General features: G+C 75.7%; 18 protein-coding genes. 1 reads left to right on the top strand and 17 read right to left on the bottom strand.

Annotation, left to right across the window (positions count from 1 at the left end):
• Positions 1-4: 4 nt before the first annotated feature.
• Entirely contained in the window at positions 5-2,008 is a 2,004-nt protein-coding gene (locus ACI780_RS07415; protein WP_457001902.1) for a S41 family peptidase, read from the bottom strand.
• Between the two features lie 177 nt (positions 2,009-2,185).
• Here ACI780_RS07415 and ACI780_RS07410 point away from each other — a divergent pair, with 177 nt between their 5' ends.
• Entirely contained in the window at positions 2,186-3,706 is a 1,521-nt protein-coding gene (locus ACI780_RS07410; protein ID WP_456870897.1) for a M6 family metalloprotease domain-containing protein, read from the top strand.
• 86 nt (positions 3,707-3,792) lie between these two features.
• Here the strand turns inward: ACI780_RS07410 and ACI780_RS07405 are convergent, their stop codons facing one another.
• The 16 genes from ACI780_RS07405 to ACI780_RS07330 form a co-directional block, all read right to left on the bottom strand.
• Positions 3,793-3,915: a hypothetical protein gene (locus tag ACI780_RS07405; protein ID WP_457001900.1), complete on the bottom strand. Its 123-nt coding sequence runs from the start codon at positions 3,913-3,915 to the stop codon at positions 3,793-3,795.
• Positions 3,903-4,523: a hypothetical protein gene (locus tag ACI780_RS07400; protein ID WP_457001898.1), complete on the bottom strand. Its 621-nt coding sequence runs from the start codon at positions 4,521-4,523 to the stop codon at positions 3,903-3,905. Before ACI780_RS07400 ends, ACI780_RS07405 begins: the two co-directional genes overlap by 13 nt.
• Entirely contained in the window at positions 4,520-4,978 is a 459-nt protein-coding gene (locus tag ACI780_RS07395) for a DUF6069 family protein (RefSeq protein ID WP_457001896.1), read from the bottom strand. Before ACI780_RS07395 ends, ACI780_RS07400 begins: the two co-directional genes overlap by 4 nt.
• Positions 4,979-5,004: 26 nt before the next feature.
• Positions 5,005-5,445, bottom strand: coding sequence for a MarR family winged helix-turn-helix transcriptional regulator (locus ACI780_RS07390; protein ID WP_457001894.1), 441 nt, complete (start codon positions 5,443-5,445; stop codon positions 5,005-5,007).
• Positions 5,446-5,529: 84 nt separating this feature from the next.
• Complete coding sequence (locus tag ACI780_RS07385; RefSeq protein WP_457001892.1) at positions 5,530-6,450, bottom strand: hypothetical protein; 921 nt, start codon at positions 6,448-6,450, stop codon at positions 5,530-5,532.
• Positions 6,451-6,503: 53 nt separating this feature from the next.
• A complete protein-coding gene (locus ACI780_RS07380) occupies positions 6,504-7,217 on the bottom strand; it encodes a hypothetical protein (RefSeq protein ID WP_457001890.1) in 714 nt (237 codons plus the stop codon).
• On the bottom strand, positions 7,214-8,374 hold the full coding sequence (locus ACI780_RS07375; RefSeq protein ID WP_457001888.1) for an acyl-CoA dehydrogenase family protein: 1,161 nt from the start codon (positions 8,372-8,374) through the stop codon (positions 7,214-7,216). The genes ACI780_RS07380 and ACI780_RS07375 overlap by 4 nt, the downstream gene beginning before the upstream one ends.
• Before the next feature lie 3 nt (positions 8,375-8,377).
• Positions 8,378-8,782 carry a Zn-ribbon domain-containing OB-fold protein gene (locus ACI780_RS07370; protein ID WP_456870890.1) on the bottom strand — a complete coding sequence of 135 codons (405 nt, stop codon included), beginning with the start codon at positions 8,780-8,782 and terminating at the stop codon, positions 8,378-8,380.
• Entirely contained in the window at positions 8,779-9,924 is a 1,146-nt protein-coding gene (locus ACI780_RS07365; protein WP_457001885.1) for an acetyl-CoA acetyltransferase, read from the bottom strand. Before ACI780_RS07365 ends, ACI780_RS07370 begins: the two co-directional genes overlap by 4 nt.
• Positions 9,921-10,337, bottom strand: coding sequence for a MaoC/PaaZ C-terminal domain-containing protein (locus ACI780_RS07360; RefSeq protein WP_456870888.1), 417 nt, complete (start codon positions 10,335-10,337; stop codon positions 9,921-9,923). The genes ACI780_RS07365 and ACI780_RS07360 overlap by 4 nt, the downstream gene beginning before the upstream one ends.
• The gene (locus ACI780_RS07355) at positions 10,334-10,834 is read right to left on the bottom strand and encodes an FAS1-like dehydratase domain-containing protein (RefSeq protein ID WP_457001883.1); all 501 of its coding nucleotides are present in this window, start codon (positions 10,832-10,834) and stop codon (positions 10,334-10,336) included. The genes ACI780_RS07360 and ACI780_RS07355 overlap by 4 nt, the downstream gene beginning before the upstream one ends.
• Positions 10,821-12,011, bottom strand: coding sequence for a Rid family hydrolase (locus ACI780_RS07350; protein WP_457001881.1), 1,191 nt, complete (start codon positions 12,009-12,011; stop codon positions 10,821-10,823). The genes ACI780_RS07355 and ACI780_RS07350 overlap by 14 nt, the downstream gene beginning before the upstream one ends.
• A complete protein-coding gene (locus ACI780_RS07345) occupies positions 12,008-13,441 on the bottom strand; it encodes an MmgE/PrpD family protein (RefSeq protein WP_457001879.1) in 1,434 nt (477 codons plus the stop codon). The genes ACI780_RS07350 and ACI780_RS07345 overlap by 4 nt, the downstream gene beginning before the upstream one ends.
• A complete protein-coding gene (locus ACI780_RS07340) occupies positions 13,438-14,679 on the bottom strand; it encodes a CaiB/BaiF CoA transferase family protein (protein WP_457001877.1) in 1,242 nt (413 codons plus the stop codon). Before ACI780_RS07340 ends, ACI780_RS07345 begins: the two co-directional genes overlap by 4 nt.
• Positions 14,676-15,713 carry an LLM class flavin-dependent oxidoreductase gene (locus ACI780_RS07335; protein ID WP_457001875.1) on the bottom strand — a complete coding sequence of 346 codons (1,038 nt, stop codon included), beginning with the start codon at positions 15,711-15,713 and terminating at the stop codon, positions 14,676-14,678. Before ACI780_RS07335 ends, ACI780_RS07340 begins: the two co-directional genes overlap by 4 nt.
• Complete coding sequence (locus tag ACI780_RS07330) at positions 15,713-16,243, bottom strand: MaoC family dehydratase (RefSeq protein ID WP_456870882.1); 531 nt, start codon at positions 16,241-16,243, stop codon at positions 15,713-15,715. Before ACI780_RS07330 ends, ACI780_RS07335 begins: the two co-directional genes overlap by 1 nt.
• Positions 16,244-16,294: the final 51 nt, after the last annotated feature.

Here is a 16,294-nt window from a genome sequence, read left to right as displayed (position 1 = left end):
GTCCTCAGACACCGCGGGTCCGGGCGGCGACCAGGGCGCCGGCCGCGAACGCCTCGACGCGCACGACCCGGGCGCCCGGGACGCCGTCGACCCGGATCGTCCGGTGCCCGTCGGCGGCGTCCGCGCTGGCCCGCGGCCGGTCGTCGACGTGCACGTCGAGCCGGTCGGCGCCGACCACGTCGACCTCGAGGGTGAGCGTCCCACCGGACAGGGACGCGGACACGTCCAGCCGGCGGCGGGGCATGCCCGCGAGCACCCGGCCGGCGTGCTCCAGCAGGTCGAGGTTGCCCTCCAGCACGTCGCGGCGGGTCATCTCGTGCCGCTCGTCCGGGGTGATCCCCAGGTCCTCGACCGGCGTCCCGGCCAGCGCCCCGACCCGGAGCGTGCGGCGCATCGACACCCGCATGTCCGCCCCGTGGGGGAGCGCCACGTACGGGGTGTCCGGGTCCGGCACCGGTTCCCGCAGCAGCCGCGCGAGCAGCCCGTGCGTCCACACGTTGGCCCCGCCGGCGCCGGTGTTGTCGTCGACGCCGAGCACCTTCCCGACGGCGTGGTCCTGGAAGCCCGCGGCGAAGATGTCGGTGGCCGAGTAGCAGCGGGCGTCGGTGACGAGGACGACCGGGCCGAAGTACCGCTGACCGGTGGCGTTGGCCTCGTCCTCGGGCGTGATCGGGAACGCCGAGGAGAACACCGCGCCCGTCTGCACGGCCTGCTCCATGGACCGCAGCCACGGCCCGAGGTCGATGCCGATCGGGTTGGCCGCGTGCTGGCGGGTGATCGCGAGGTTCAGCGGCGTGCAGAGGAACTGCACCGGCTCCGGCGTGATGCGCCGCGGCGTGAGCGTCTGCAGGAGGAACTCACTGGCGAAGATGTGCCCGCCGCCGTTGCCGCGCACGTCGAGGACCAGCCCGTCCTGCGGCAGCAGCTCCACCAGGCGGACGAACTCGGCGAGGAAGGCGTGCGGGTCGGGGACGGCGAACCGGAAGACCCGCAGGTGGCCGAAGGTGCCCGAGGCGGTGACGACGCTGCGCGCCTTGAAGACCAGCGGCATCGACGTCGGCACGTCGGCCCCCGGCGCGGCCGGCTTCGTGGACAGGTCGACGTCGGCCGCGCCGAGCTGCTGCTCGACCGCCCGGGGCGCGTAGAGCAGCGCCTGCGCGCGCCCCACCTCGTCGGTGAGCAGGTCCAGGCCCTGGGAGGCGGCGGCCGTGGTGACGGCGCCGGCGTCGGCCATCGGTGGCACGTTGGGCGCCACCAGCCACGGCACCCGGAACTCGCGGCGCACCCCGTCGGCGTCGCGGTAGGTGACCGTCACCCACTCCTCGTCCGGCGGCAGGTGCAGCTTCAGCGGCCGGATGGTCAGCGACTCGACGCCGCGGGCCAGGCGGGCGGCGCGGTTGCTGCCGGCGAAGCGGTCGGCGGCGACCGCGACCGCCCGCTCGATCGGGACACCGTTCCAGTGCAGGACCTCCACGCCGACCCGGAAGGTCGGGTCGCTGACGCCGGAGGCGGTCTTGCTGACGATGTACCGCCGCGCCGCCCCCTCGACGCACCGCTCGACCTGGAACGGCAGGTAGGCGACCTGGCCGGCGAAGGGCTCCGGCAGCAGGTAGTTGGTGTGCAGGTCGCGCACCGAGTGGAAGACCTCCGACAGCTCGGCGTGGAAGACCCGCTCGGGGTCCATCGTGGCGTCGGTCTGCTGTCCCAGCCGCGCCCGCAGCAGGCGCAGCCGCTGCACCGGGTTCACCGCGTGCATCGCCGTCTTCAGCGGCAGGTGGACGTAGTTGTCCTCCATCAGGACCAGCGCCTGGTCGACCAGCACGACCCGGTCGGCGTGGGTCAGCGTCCCGGCCGTCGCGACGAACTCGTGCAGCGGCACCGAGCCCGCCAGTGCGGCGTCGCCGGTGCCGACCTGGATGGTCAGCTCGACCGGCAGGGAGTCGTCGGCGGCCACGTCGTCCAGGGCCTGGCGCGGCTGCAGGACGGCCACGCGGGATGTCAGCGTCATGGGCCGAGTCCAGCGGCCGGGCGTCACCGCCGCGTCACCACCGGGTCCACACCCGGCACGCGCGCCGGGACACCTCGCCGTCGGGGGTATCAGCCGGGTGGTGCCCGGGCTCCGTCCGGCGAGTCCCTCCCCGCGGCCGGCCCGGCCAGGGGACTCCCAGGACGAAGGAGCGACGGCATGCCCCTCCCCTACGACGGCGAGCAGTTCACCCTCCACGACCCCGACGGCGCCGAGCTGCCGGTGCGGGCCTGGGGCAACCAGTTCGCCGCGGTCTTCGAGACCCTCGACGGGCACACCGTCGTGCAGGACCCCGACAGCGGGTACTGGCAGTACGCGACGCTGTCGCCGGACAAGCAGGAACTCCTCCCCACGAGCGACCGGGTCGGCGCCGTCGACGCCGCGCTGCTCGACCTGCCCCGGCACGTCCGCCCCCAGCGGGGAGCGAGGGGCGTCTCCGCGCGGTCGGCCCTCTCCGCGGCCGACGAGCGGCCACGGTGGCGGGTCCGCCACGAGCAGCGGCTGGCCGGCCGGGGTGGGGACGCGCAGGACGGTGCGGCACCGGCGCCTCCCCAGGAGGAGACGACCGGCGACTACGTCGGCCTGTGCCTGCTCGTGGCGTTCCCCGACGTCCCGGCCACCATCCCCCGCCGGGAGGTCGAGGACTTCTGCAACCAGCAGGGGTACGCCGGCTTCGGCAACAACGGGTCCGTCCGGGACTACTTCGCCGACGTCTCGGGCGGCCGGCTGACCTACACCAACACGGTCACGGCCTACTACACGGCCCGGCACGAGCGGGCCCACTACACCGACGAGACGATCGAGCAGCCGCTGCGCGCCTGGGAGCTGATCACCGAGGCACTCGACGACCTGGTGGCGCAGGGGTTCGACTTCTCGCAGCTGACGACCGACGACGCCGGCTACGTGCGGGCGCTCAACGTCTTCTACACGGGCAAGCGGGTCAACAACTGGGCCAAGGGGCTCTGGCCGCACTCCTGGCACCTGCGGAGCGGCTACCGGGTGACACCGACGGCGGAGCTCTACGACTACCAGATCACCGACCTCGGCGACCGGCTGACGCTGCGGACGTTCTGCCACGAGAACGGCCACATGATCTGCGACTACCCCGACCTCTACGACTACGACACCAACCCCACCCTGCAGGGCAACGGCGTCGGGCACTACTGCCTGATGTGCTTCGGCGGCTCCGACGTCAACCCCGTCCAGGTCAGCGCCTACCTCAAGCACGCCTCGGGCTGGGCGTCGTCGGTCCGCCCCCTGACCCCGGGCGCGACGTTCGTCCTCGAGGCCGGGACCAACGACCTCCTCGTCCACCGCAGGAACGCGACCGAGTACTTCCTGCTGGAGAACCGGCAGCAGGTGGGACGCGACCGCTCGCTCCCCGACGCCGGCCTCGCCATCTGGCACGTCGACGAGCGGGGCGACAACAGCCACGAGCAGATGACGCCCGCGCGGCACTACGAGTGCTCGCTCGAGCAGGCAGACAACCGCTTCGACCTCGAGCACCGGGCCAACGCCGGTGACTCCTCGGACCTGTACGGGGCGCCGTTCGCGACGGCCTTCGGCAACGCCACCGCGCCGGACAGCCGGTGGTGGGACGGCACGAGGTCGGGGCTGGAGATCGCGTCCGTCTCGGCTCCGGGCCCGAAGATGACCGTCACCACGAGCGAGCAGACCTGAACCGGCGACCCGTGCCGGCCCCGCCGCGGGGAGGAGGACCGCGACGGAGGCCGGCCGGCCTCCCTGGCCGCCACCGGCAGGGTCCGTCAGCGCAGACGACGCAGGATCGGCAGAGCGGCGAGCGCCGCGGCCGCGGCGACCGGTGGAGCGGCGCGGCGGCGACCGTCGGCGACCCCGGCCAGCGCCCAGGCCAGGGTCACTCCGTACACCCGCTGGGTGAGCGTCGTGGCGTGCCGCGGGAGGTGGCCACCCCGAGGGCGCCGAGGGCCACCGCGGTGGCCGCGCCGGTGGCCGTGGCCGGCCGGCCACCGGGCACGGGCCCGGCGCCGACGAGCATCGAGGCGAGGTTGACCCCGCAGGCGGCCGCTCCCCACCCGGCGAGCAGTCCGGTGGTGAGCGCCAGGGTCGGCGGGACCGGGTCCGGCGTGCGGTCCGCCCGCGCTCGCGCGGTCCCGGCGAGCAGCGCGGTGCCGGCCAGGGCCGCCTGCGCCGCCCAGTACCGCTGCCGGGACAGCAGCGGCGCCCAGGCTCCCAGGCAGAGGAACGCGGCGGCGAGCGGCCAGCCGGTGCGTCGCAGCAGCGGATCGGCGCGCAGGGCCGGCCGGGCCTGCCGGGCGGCGTGCGCCGCCGAGGCCGCGTAGACCGGCAGCCAGACGGCGAAGGCCCACGGCGCGGGCTGGGCCACCTCCGGCGGCCGCAGGTCGCGGCGGACCCGCGGGAGGAGCACCGCGGGCAGGACCGCCTGCGCCACCGCGCCGGTCACGGTGGCCACCTGGCGGGCGACGTCGCCGGCGGCCGGCGGCCTCGCCGGCCTCACCGCGGGACCCCGGCGCCGGGCCGGACCTGCTCCGGGCGCCGCTGCGCGGGGGGCCGCGTCGGCGGGAGCGCCCGTGCGAGCGGAGGCACCAGCACCGCGGCGACGACGGCGTGCAGCACGAGCAGCCAGACGGCGGTCGAGGTCGTGGTGGCCGCCTGCACCGGGGGGACGCCGGAGAGGGCGAGGCCGGCGACGACCGCAGCGAGGAACGTCCGCCGGGGCCGGCCGGTGCGAGCGGCCGACCGGGCGAGGACGTGCGCGGCGACCCCGCCGGCGACGGTGGCCAGGACGACGGCGCCGACCGGGACCGGCCGTGGATCTCCGCGGGCGGCCACCACCAGCTCCTGCCCCGACAGGCGCAGAGCGGAGAAGGCGGCCACCGCGGCCGCGGTGGCGAGGACGGTGAGGACGAGAGAGCGGCGACCGCTCACGAGGGTGTGTTCAGTGCTGAACATGGTCCGACGGTAGGCCCGCCCGCGGCTCAGGGCAAGCCCTCCAGGACCGCCACGGCCAACCGGTGCAGGGTGGCCAGCTCGGCCTCGTCGAGGACGCCGAACCGCTCGGTCAGGAACCGGCTCTGGTCCGGCTCCAGCCGCTCCACCAGCGCCTCCCCGCGCGGCGTGAGCCGCAGCCCGTTGGCCGCCCCGCGCGGTTCCCGCACCAGCAGGCCGGCATCGACCAGCTTGGTCACCAGCATGGAGACGTTGCCGCGGGTGACGCCGAACCGGTTCCCGAAGGTCTGCTGGGTCTCCCCCGGCGCGTCCCGGACCGCCCGCAGCAGCTGGAACTGCGCCGGGTTGAGACCCTCCCCGCGGAGCACGGCAGCGGCGTCCTGGGCGGTGCGGTGCACGATCCGGGCCAGCACGCCGAACAGCTCCGCCGACCGTTCCGCGCGCTGCGCGGCGTGGTGCTCGTCGTCCACCGGCGCAGTCTCGCCCAGGCGCTCGCGAGGCCGGTAGGCGGTGGCGCACCGACACGCCCCGGCCGACCGGTCCGACGGTCGCGCTCACACCGGGAGTCGGTGCGGGTGGTCCGGAGCCGGCGCGGCTCCACCGCGCGCACCACGGAGCGGGACGTCGTCGGGCTCGCGAGGCGCCTGCAGCGGGTCGTCGAACACCGCGACGCCGTCGTCGACGGTGTCCGCGTCAGGACGCGTCGTGGTGCCGGCCGAGAAGGAACCGACCACCGTGCGGGAGCCGAGGTCGACGAGTGCCACGGCGTTGTTCTCCTGCAGCGTCTCCGCGGCGACGCCGTCGCGGTCGACGTCGACGTACTCGGGCTCGGTGTCCTCCGGGTACAGCGCGACCTCGAGGCCGGTCAGCTCGACGCGCCCGACCGTCCACCCCGCTACCGGCCCGTGCAGGTCGACGACGGCCAGGAAGCCCGCCGGCGCCTGCGGCAGACCACCCTCGACACCCCCGACCTCCACCTCCTCGTCGCGCTGGTTCTCGATGGCCACGGCGGCCACCGAACCGTCCGGAGCGACGGCGACAGAGTCGGGCTGCCCGCCCAGGTCCAGGGTCCGCACGACCGACCGGGTGCGCAGGTCGATGACGGCCGGCTCTCCCGAGGGGGCGGCGGGCGACGCGCTCGTGTCCACCACGGCGAGGGCGTGACGCCCGTCCCGCGTGACGGCGACCGACGTGGGCTCGCCACCGACCGCGACACCGCCGATCGCACGGGGCCGGTCCGGTCGGGTCAGGTCGACCAGGCCGACCTCCCCGGTCGCCGAGTCGGCGTGGAGCAGCGTCCGGCCGTCGGGTGTGACAGCGAGGATCTCGGCGACCTCACCACTGACGTCGAAGGTCGCCACCTCGGTGAACGACCGCTGCGGGCCGGGTGCGGCACCGGCAGGGCTGCCGGCGACGACGAGCACGGCGGCAGCGGGCAGCGAGCAGGCGAGGAGCCGGGCGGCGCGAGATGACACAGGAGCTCTCCAGGGTCGCGGACACGTCGTCCCGACCCTGACGAGCCCCGGCGTCACCGGGGCGACCGGCGGCCCGACGACCGGTGACCCGCAGATGACCAGCGAGGGGTGTCTCCGCCGTCCGCCTGACCCTCGGAGCCGTCGCCGTCGGCACCGTGCGGCGGACTCGTGGGGGACGTCGGTGGCCGCCTCCCCCACGGGCGGACGACGGCGTCCCCGTCGGGCACCGGAGCGACCGCCCCGTCGGGCACCCGCTCCCAGCGACCGTCGGTCGTGAGGACGTCGGCCGGTCCGGTCACCTCGGGCCCGGGGTGGGGGCGCACCCGACCGCCCTCGCTGAGCAGGACGCCCTCGACGCGCCGGCGGACGATCGCGCCCGAGGGGGCGGGCGCGGCACCGTGGCGCCACTCGGGGACGCCGTCGAACCACGCGACCGCGAGGCACCCCTCCGGCCCGACGGCGGAGTCGGCGCGCAGCGCACCGGCCGGCACCAGCGCGTGGTCCCCCGCGAGCACCGCGACCCCCGAGAGCTCGAGGCTGCCGCGCAGCACGACGAACTCCTCGTCGACGGGGAAGTGCCCGGCGGCGGGTCGGTGCCAGCCGGCGGGGAACTCCACGAGCTGCACCGAGCGCCCCCCGCCGTCGCGGTGCAGGACCGCCCGCCGGACGGCCGGCTCCGCGTCGGGCAGGTGCAGCGCCTGCCACGCCGCGCCGGGTCCGGGGACGCGGTCGGGGGCCGCCCGTCCGCCCGCCGTGGGGGTGCTCACCTGATCGCGGCCTCCCCGCGGACCAGCGCCTTGGCCACGACCGTGCGCAGCACGTCGTTCGTGCCCTCCCCGATGCTCATCAGGATGGCGTCGCGGTACAGCCGCTCGACCTCGTACTCGGTGGAGAAGCCGTACCCGCCGTGCACCTTCATCGCGTCGATCGCGGCCTCCAGCGCCACCTCGGAGCAGAAGATCTTGGCCATGCCGGTCTGCGCGCCCGCCCGGCCGGCTGCGACCGCGTCGGCCGACCAGTAGGCCATCAGGCGGGCCGCCTGCAGCGTCGTGGCGAGGGTGGCCAGCCGGAGCTGCACGGCCTGGAAGTCGGCGATCGGCCGGCCGAAGGCGTGCCGGCCGCGCGCGTACTCCAGCGCCTCGTCGTAGGCCCGCTGGGCGATGCCGACGCTGCGGGCGGCGATGTTGACCCGGCCCCACTCCAGCGCGGACAGCACCTGCTGCATGCCGGTGCCCTCGACGCCGCCGAGCAGGTTGGCCGCCGGCACGCGGGCACCGTCGAGCACGACCTCGCAGGACTCGGTCCCCTTGTAGCCGAGCTTCGGGATGTCGCGGGCCACCGCGAAGCCGGGGGTGCCGGCCTCCACGAGCAGGACGCTCATGCCCCGGTGCGCGGGCGAGGCCTCCGGATCGGTCTTCACCAGCACCGGCAGCGGGTCGGCGTGGCGCGCGTTGGTGATCCACGTCTTGGTGCCGGTGACCACGTAGCCGTCGCCGTCGCGGACCGCCCGGGTGCGGATGCCCTGCAGGTCGGTACCGGCGTCGGGCTCGGTGAGGGCGATGCCGGTGCGCCGCCGGCCGGTGGCCAGGTCGGGCAGGAAGCGCTGCCTCTGCTCCGCCGTGCCGTGGACGGCGATCATCCGGCAGGACAGCGAGTGGCTGCCGAGGATGCCGGCGACCCCCATCCAGCCGCGGGAGATCTCCTCGAACACCAGCGCGAACGACACCGGGTCCAGGTCCAGGCCGCCGTACTCCTCGGGCACGGTCACCCCGAACAGGCCCAGCTCCGCCATGGTGTCGACGAGCTCCTGCGGGTACCGGCCGGCCTGCTCCCACTCCCGGGCGACGGGCACGACCTCCTCGTCGACGAAGTCGCGCAGCACCGCACGGAAGGAGCGCTGCTCGTCGCTCAGCCGGAACTCCATCGGTCAGCTCCTCGGTGGTCGGACGAAGACGGGCAGGGCCCGCCCGTCGGGCAGGCCGCGCCAGTCCAGGACGACGTCGTCGTCGATCGCGACGGCGCCGGGGTCGTCGGCGACCACGGTGCTCAGCACGACCGGCCCCTCCACCAGGCGGATCCGGGCGACCACGTAGGGCGGGTCGAACCCCGGGCCGGGGGCGCGGTGGACCACGGTGCAGGCGTCGACGCGGCCCCGGCCGGCGACCGGCGACCAGCCGAGGCCGGCCACGTCGCCGCAGGCGGTGCACACCGCCCGCGGCGGGTGCTGCCGGTGGCCGCGCGAGCAGGTCTGCAGCAGGAACTCCCGGCGCCGGGTGGCCTCCCACCACGGCGCGGTGACCTCGTCCGGCGGCGGGACGTCCGGGGCGCTCACCGGTCGACCCCGAGCAGCACCGTGGCGTGGGTGGAGAGGACGCCGCCGGTGCCGTGGGCCAGGGCGACCTCGGCGCCCGGGACCTGGCGGTCGCCGCACTCGCCGCGCAGCTGGCGGACCGCCTCGACGAGCAGCAGCACCCCGTACTGGCCGGGGTGGCAGTAGGACAGCCCTCCTCCGGAGGTGTCCAGGGGGAAGTCCCCACCGGGGCGGACCCGGCCGCCCTGGATCCAGGAGGCGGCCTCCCCCCGGCCGCAGAAGCCCAGCGCCTCCAGGGTGAGCAGCACCGTGATCGTGAAGGAGTCGTAGACCTCGGCGACGTCGACGTCGGCCGGGGACAGCCCGGCCCGGGCGAACGCCGCCCGGCCCGAGTCGACCGCTCCGGGCAGGGTGAGGTCGTCGTACCCGGCCATCGACGTGCCGGTGGTGCTCTCGCCGTAGCCGAGCACCCGCACCGGCGGTCTGGGCAGGTCGCGGGCCCGCTCGAGCGAGGTGAGCACGACCGCCCCGCCGCCGTCGGTGACCAGGCAGCAGTCGGCCGACGTCAGCGGGGTGGACAGCACCGGTGCGCCGAGGACGTCGGCGACCGTCAGCGGACCCGCGCCGTGGCGGTAGGCCACCGGGTTGAGCAGCGCCCACTCGCGGGCGGCCACCGCCACCTCCGCGAGCTGCTCCCGGGTGGCGCCGTACCGGTGCAGGTACTGCGCCGCGGCCATGGCGTACAGCGAGATCGGGTACAGCGGCCCGTACGGGGCCTCGAACTGGGCCTCGGGGGTGTGCGGCTCCACCACCCCGCCCAGGGAGCGGGACCGGGCCGATCGCTGGTTCGACGCGAAGCTGACCACGACGGTGGAGCACTGCCCGGCCTCGATCGCCTGCACCGCCCGCGCCACGTACACCTCGTAGGCGCTGCCACCGGCGAACGTGGAGTCCGCCCACGAGGGGCGCAGGCCGAGGTACTCGGCCAGCTGCGCGGTGGAGAACCGGGAGATCCCGCTGGTCGCCAGCCCGTCGACGTCGGCCAGCGCCAGCCCCGCGTCGGCGAGGGCGCGGGTCACCGCCTGGGTCTGCAGCCCGAGGACCGACCTCCCGGTGACGCCGAGGTCGCACTCGGCCGCCCCCACGATCGCGACCCCGGTCACCGCGCCGCCACCCGCACCTGCGCGCCCGCGCCGGTCACGGCCGGCCGCTCCGGGCGGTCGCCGCTCGCCGGCACGACCACCCGCGAGCTCACCGTGACGAGGTCGCCGTCGACGGCGGTGACGGTCGCCTCGCAGCGGACGGTCTCCCCCGCGAACACCAGCCCTGCAAACCGGAACCACAGCCGGGTGACGAAGCACGACGGGCCGAGCCAGTCCTGCACCTGCTCGGCGAGCAGGGCACCGAACAGCTGGCCGTCGACCACCGGGGCGGGCAGCTGCTTCTCGGCCAGGTAGGTCTCGTCGTGGTGCAGGCGGTGCCAGTCCCAGGTGGCCCCGGCGTAGGCGACCATGCCGGCCCGGTCGAAGCGGCGCTCCAGCGGCGGCACGGTGGCGCCGACCGCCACGGCGGTCACGACGCCGCTCCGGGCAGGGCCACGAAGACCAGCGTCTCGTCGTTCTCGGTGAGCAGCTCACCGCGCTGGTTGCGGTAGCGGGCCGTGGAGGCGACGACGACCATCTCCTGCCCCTGCCGGTTGACCTTCTCGGTGATGCCGGTGATCCGCCAGGTCACGGTGAGCACGTCGGTGGGGCGGACGGGTCGGTGGAACACGTAGCTGTTCCCGCCCCGGACCAGGCGGGTGCCGGGGATCTCGATCCCCCACTCGTGCCCGGCGTACCCGTCGGCGTTCGGCGGGCGCCCGGAGTACTGGTTCGTCTCGCACACCAGGGTCGGAGGGGCCACCACGCCGTCGAGACCGGCGGCCCGGGCGGCGTCGTCGTCGGTGTAGACGGGGTTGTCGTCGCCGACGGCGAGGGCGAAGTACCGGATCGCGGCGCGGCCGAGCTCCTCGGGCGCGGTGTAGACCACCTCGCGCCCCACCATCGCGCGGATCTCGTCAGTCAGCAGCACCGGCGCCGTCCTCGTCGGGCAGCAGCGCGGTCGGGAAGACCTCCAGGAGGAACTCCGGCCGGAGCAGCCCCGCGCAGACCGCGCCGGTCGAGGCCGGCCAGGGCTCGCGGAGCAGTCGCTGCCGGACCGTCGCGACCCCCCGGTAGTCCCCCAGGCCCCCCGGGCACACGTACTCGACCGTCGACACCAGGTGCTCGGGCCGGCCGCCGGCGGCCTCGACCACCTCCAGCACGGAGCGGTAGGTGACCTCGGCCTGCGCCACGACGTCGCCCGGGTGCAGCGCCTCCTGCGTCTCGAGGTCCAGCGCGGCGAACCCGCTCATGTACAGCGTGCGCCCGGCGAGCACGCCGGGGGCGTAGGTGAGCGTGTCGTACCGGCTCCACCCGGGGTTGACCTGCCGCAACGGCAGCCGCGACGCGGTGACGTCGAGGGCGACCAGGACGCCGGGCCGGTGCAGGCGGCTCACCAGGATCCCGCCCGCGCCCGGGAGGACGCCCTTCCCGCCCAGCCGCTCCTGGCGCGGCCGGTGGGTCCGCCGGTAGACGTCCCGGGTGGCCGGGGTGGTGTAGTCGTAGGTGGTCACGGCGTCGGCCAGCGACAGACCCACCCCGCCGAGCAGGGCCTCGGCGCGGTCCAGGCACCAGGCGTACTGGCCGACCAGGTCACCGTCGTGCACCACCTCCCCGTCGTCGTCGAGCGGGAGGACCGTGGGCAGGACGACCGAGCCGTCGCCGGCCTCGCGCACCCCGCCCGGACCCGCCGTCCCCCCGCCCCGGCCGGCGTGCACCTCGATCTCGACGAGCGCCGCCGGGCGCAGCAGCCGGTCGACGACCACGGTGCGCACCGCCGGGACGTGCGCGCCGAACACCTCGCGGCGCACCGCGGCCGTCTCCTCGTACTCCTCGATGCCGGCCACCGTCACGTTCTCGGTCAGGCTCGTGACGTCGGCGGGGGTCAGCCCCGCCGCGTCCAGGATGGCGCCGATCTTGGCGTACGCGGTGCGGGTCTGCTCGCGCATGCCGCCCCGCACGACCATCCGGCCCGACTGCGGGTCGTGCTCGCTGGCCGAGTGCCCGGACAGCCACGCCGTGCCGTCCTCGGCCAGGCCGAGGGAGAAGGTGTAGCCCTCGTACCGGAACCACGGGAACTCGGCCGGCCGGATGGCCGCTGTCGTCATCGGTCCTCCTCGGGGTGCGGCGCCGCGGCGGGGCCGGGCGGCCGGGAGAGCCGGTCGGCGAGCTCGACGACCCGCGCCAGGTCGGGCTCGCCGGCGAGCCCCCGCACCCGTCGGGCGAGCTCGTCGAGGTCGGCGCCGGGACCGCCCGCGTTGGCCGCGGCCTTGGCCAGGAGGCCGTCGTCGTCGAGGGGGCGCTCCGGGCTGCCGGCGCTGCAGGGCACCTCGCCGCGGAGCTCGGTGCCGTCGGTGAGCCGGATCGTCGCGGCCCCCGGTGCCGCGGCGGCGGGCACCCCGGGCCGGTCGACGACCCGGACCGACACCCGGGCCGCGAGGTCGGCGACCTCGGCGCGGGTCAGCGAGGCCGGCGCGTAGGTCTGCACGCCGAGATGCCCGTCGACCAGCAGCGCCGCGACGCTCCACTGCACCGAGAACTTCGCCTCGTAGGGGGTGCGGGGGGCCACCTTGGCGGCAGCCGGCTCGGCGACGATCGCGGCGCTGTCGGGGTGCAGGTCGACCACCACGGAGGCGATGGCCGCGGCCTCCGGACGGCCGCCGGGCAGCCCGGCCGCCGCGGCCGCCGCGGCGTCGAGGGCCGCGTGGGAGAGCTGGCAGGCCGGGTGGGGCTTGACGGTGATCCGGGTGCACTCCCACCGCTCGCCCAGCCCGTCGAGCACGGCGTCGGGGTCGACCCGCCGGCCGGCGAGCGCCGCGTAGACCCCCTGCCCGCCCTCGAGCACGCTCGCCGGGCCGGAGGCACCGGCCGCGGCCAGCCGCGCGGCGAGGATCCCCGACTGCGACGCCAGCCCCGGGTGCAGCTGCTTGGTGGCCGACCCGGTGGACAGGAACTCGAGCAGCCCGCCCGCCGAGCTGCCGGCGATGCCCAGGGCGTCGACCGCCCGCGCCCGGTCGAGACCGCCGAGCCGTGCCGCGACCAGCGCGGCGGAGAAGACACCGCAGACCGCGGTGGCGTGCAGGCCGCGCGCGTGGAAGGCGTGCGGGGCCGCGGCGCCGAGCCGGCAGACGGTCTCGAGGCCGGCCACCGAGGCCAGCAGCACGTCGGCGCCGGTCGCACCCACCTGCTCCCCCACCGCGAGGGCGGCCGGCAGCACGACCGCGGTGGCGTGCACCAGGCCGCCGGCGTGGGTGTCGTCGAAGTCGAGCGCGTGGAGCAGGACGCCGTTGGCGAGCGCGGCGGCCGGCGCGCCGACCCGCGCCCCGGATCCGAGCACCGTCGACTCCGGCGGGCCGCCCAGGCCCAGCGCCACCGTCACCGCCGGCGATGCCGCCCCCGCGCGGCCGGCGGCGATCGCCGTCCCGAGCCCGTCGAGCAGGTGCCGCGCGACGGCGGCCCGCGCGTCGGCGGGCACGTCGTCGAGGCGCAGCCGCCAGGCCCAGTCGACCAGCTTGGGGGCGACGGGCGAGGGGCTCACCGGACCGCGGCCTCGGCCTGCGGGAGGTCCGGGTCGCTGTCCCCCTGCCCGAAGGCGCCGCGGACCCCGAGGTCGGTCACCCGCTCCTCGTCGTAGCCGAGGACCTCCCGCACCACGTGGTCGAGGTCCTCGTTGCGGGCGGGGGCCCGGCGGTAGGCCGGGAGCTGGTCGCCGACCCGGACCGGGGAGGCGAGCTGCCGCAGCCGGCCGTACCGCGGGTGCTCGGTCTCCACGACCAGCCCGCGGGCGCCGGTGTGCTCCTCGGTGAGCGCGTGCTCGACGTCGTTGATGGGGCCGCACGGTATCGCCGCGGCGTACAGCGCTTCGAGCCACTCGGCCACCGTCCGGCCGGCGAACTCCGCCTCCAGGAGCGGCAGCAGGACGTCGCTGTGCGCCTGCCGGTCGGCGAACGAGGCGAACCGGGGGTCCTCCCCCAGCTCGGGGCGGCCGATGACCTGCACCAGCCGGGACCAGAACTTCTCCTTGGCGCAGCCGACGACCAGCCAGCCGTCGCTGGCCTCGAAGGCCTGGAACGGCACGAGCGAGGGGTGCGCAGAGTGCCGGGTGCGGACCGGCCGGAACCCCGCGTTGAGGTGCCAGACCGCGGGATAGGTCAGCAACCCGATCGCGGTGTCGTAGAGGCTGACGTCGCAGTCCATCCCGCGCCCGTCGCGGCGGGCGGCGTGCAGCCCGGCGAGCAGCGCGATCGCCGCGACGAAGCCGCCGGAGTAGTCGACGAGGGACAGCCCGGACTTGGTGGGCGGGCCGTCGGGGTCACCGGTGAGCGACATCCAGCCGGCGAGGCCCTGCAGGACGTAGTCGTACCCGGGTTCGTCGCGCCGCGGCCCGCTCATGCCGAACCCGGTCAGCGAGCAGCACACGATCGCCGGGTTGAGGTGGGCCAGGTCGGCGTAGGTGATCCGCATCTTGGCGGGGACGTCACCGCGCAGGTTGGAGTACACCGCGTCGGCCGACCGCACCAGGTCCTCGAACACCTCCCTGCCCGCGGCGTTGGTCAGGTCCAGGGACAGGCTGCGCTTGCCGCGGTTGAACGTCTCGAAGAACAGCGAGTCCTCGCCGTCGGCGTAGGGCGGCACGTACCGGCCCACGTCGCCGCCCACCCGGGGGTCCTCGATCTTGATCACCTCCGCGCCCAGGTCGGCGAGGTGCACGCTGCCGAACGGGCCGGCCCCGTACTGCTCGACGGCGATGACCCGGACGTCCTCCAGTGGTCTCACGCAGCCCTCCCTCGGGTGCTCCGCGCGATCAGCGCGATCACGGCGTCCTGGGCCCGCCGGGTCTCCGCCGCGCTGGCGCCGTGCGTCGGCGGGGTCAGCTTGACCGTGTCGACGAGCCCCTCGTAGGCGCAGAGGCGGTCGAGCACCTCGTCGGCCGTCCCGCTCAGCGTGAGCGCGTCGACCATGCCGTCGTCCACCGCGCCGGCCAGGCGCTCGGCACCCGCGCCGCCCCGGAACGCCTCGCGGACCCGTTCCTGCCCCTCGGTGAGGCCGTGGAAGGCGAAGAAGTCCGCGTAGGTGCGCACGCTGGCGTAGAAGCCGACCAGCCCGGCCGCCCGGCGGCGGGCCCGTGCCGGGTCCGCGTCGATCGAGCAGCAGGCCGAGACGACGACGTCGACGTCGGCCCGGCGGCGGCCGGGGACCCGCGAGACGCCGGCGTCGAGCTCGGGCAGCACCCGCTCGGCCACGTAGGCCGGCGAGCACAGCTCGTGGGAGATCCAGCCGTCGGCGATCTCACCGGCCAGCCGGGTCATGACCGGGCCCATGGCCGCCAGGTAGACCGGGATGCGCGTGCGCCGCACCGGGAAGGGCCGCTGGTAGCCGGAGATCCGCATCGGCTCGTGCTCCCCGTCGAGCAGCATCGGGGCGCCGGTCGTGCAGTGCGCCCAGAAGTGGCGGACGTCGCGGACGGTCTCGCGCAGGTGCGCGACCGGCCTGTCCCACCGCACGTTGTGCCAGTCCTCGTTGAGCCGCTGCACGCCCGACCCGAGACCGAGCAGGAAGCGCCCGTCGGCCAGCTCGTCGAGGTCGAGTGCCTCCAGGGCGGTCACCATCGGGCTGCGGGGGAAGGCCAGGGCGATCGCCGTCCCGACGCCCGCCGTCGACGTCGCGCCGGCCAGCGCAGCCGCGGCGACCGTCGCGCTGCGGTGCAGCTCGGGCACCCAGACCACCTCCGCGCCGGCCTGCTCGGCACGGCGGGCGGCGTCGGCGAGCTCGTCGAGGGTCTCCCCCCACGGGCCGTAGGTGAGCCGCATCAGGGGGCCTCGTCGTCGAGGGTCAGCTCGGTCGCCGGCGTCGGGAAGGTGTCGCGCACCTGCTCGGCGCCGCGCCGGTAGACGTAGAAGGTGCGGCGGAAGGAGCACACCTCGGCGCCGTCCTGGTTGAGGGTGCGGGTGCGGACGGTGACGATGCCGGCGTGCGGGCGCGATCCGGACTCCCGCTTCTCGAGCACGATCGACTCGCTCCACAGCGTGTCGCCGGCGAACACCGGGTGGGTCATCCGGATGTCGTCCCACCCGAGGTTGGCGAACGCGTTCTGGGTGAGGTCGGTGACGCTCTGCCCGACGGCGATCGCGACGGTGAGCGTGGACACCACCAGGGGACGCCCGAACTCCGACCGGGCGGCGTACTCGGCGTTGAAGTGCATCTGGTTGGTGTTCATCGTGAGCAGCGTGAACCAGGTGTTGTCCGCCTCGGAGACCGTCCGCCCGAGCGGGTGCCGGTACACGTCGCCCACGGTGAAGTCCTCGAAGAACCGGCCCTCCCAGCCGGGCTGAACGGCCATCGGGCACGCCCTCCTCGTCCTCGGCCCCGCCCCGCCCGCGCGTCCGCCCCG

The organism is Geodermatophilus sp. SYSU D00814 (assembly GCF_054050055.1).
The sequence above is the reverse complement of the archived record's forward strand: the minus strand, read 5'-3'. Positions and strand labels throughout refer to the sequence as shown.

What these genes read in the sequence shown, in the direction of transcription:
- ACI780_RS07330 (WP_456870882.1), bottom strand. Translation starts at nt 16,243, where the DNA reads ATGGCCGTTCAGCCCGGCTGGGAGGGCCGGTTCTTCGAGGACTTCACC.
- ACI780_RS07350 (WP_457001881.1), bottom strand. Translation starts at nt 12,011, where the DNA reads ATGACGACAGCGGCCATCCGGCCGGCCGAGTTCCCGTGGTTCCGGTAC.
- ACI780_RS07395 (WP_457001896.1), bottom strand. Translation starts at nt 4,978, where the DNA reads ATGTTCAGCACTGAACACACCCTCGTGAGCGGTCGCCGCTCTCTCGTC.
- ACI780_RS07410 (WP_456870897.1), top strand. Translation starts at nt 2,186, where the DNA reads ATGCCCCTCCCCTACGACGGCGAGCAGTTCACCCTCCACGACCCCGAC.
- ACI780_RS07375 (WP_457001888.1), bottom strand. Translation starts at nt 8,374, where the DNA reads ATGGAGTTCCGGCTGAGCGACGAGCAGCGCTCCTTCCGTGCGGTGCTG.
- ACI780_RS07415 (WP_457001902.1), bottom strand. Translation starts at nt 2,008, where the DNA reads ATGACGCTGACATCCCGCGTGGCCGTCCTGCAGCCGCGCCAGGCCCTG.
- ACI780_RS07335 (WP_457001875.1), bottom strand. Translation starts at nt 15,713, where the DNA reads ATGCGGCTCACCTACGGCCCGTGGGGGGAGACCCTCGACGAGCTCGCC.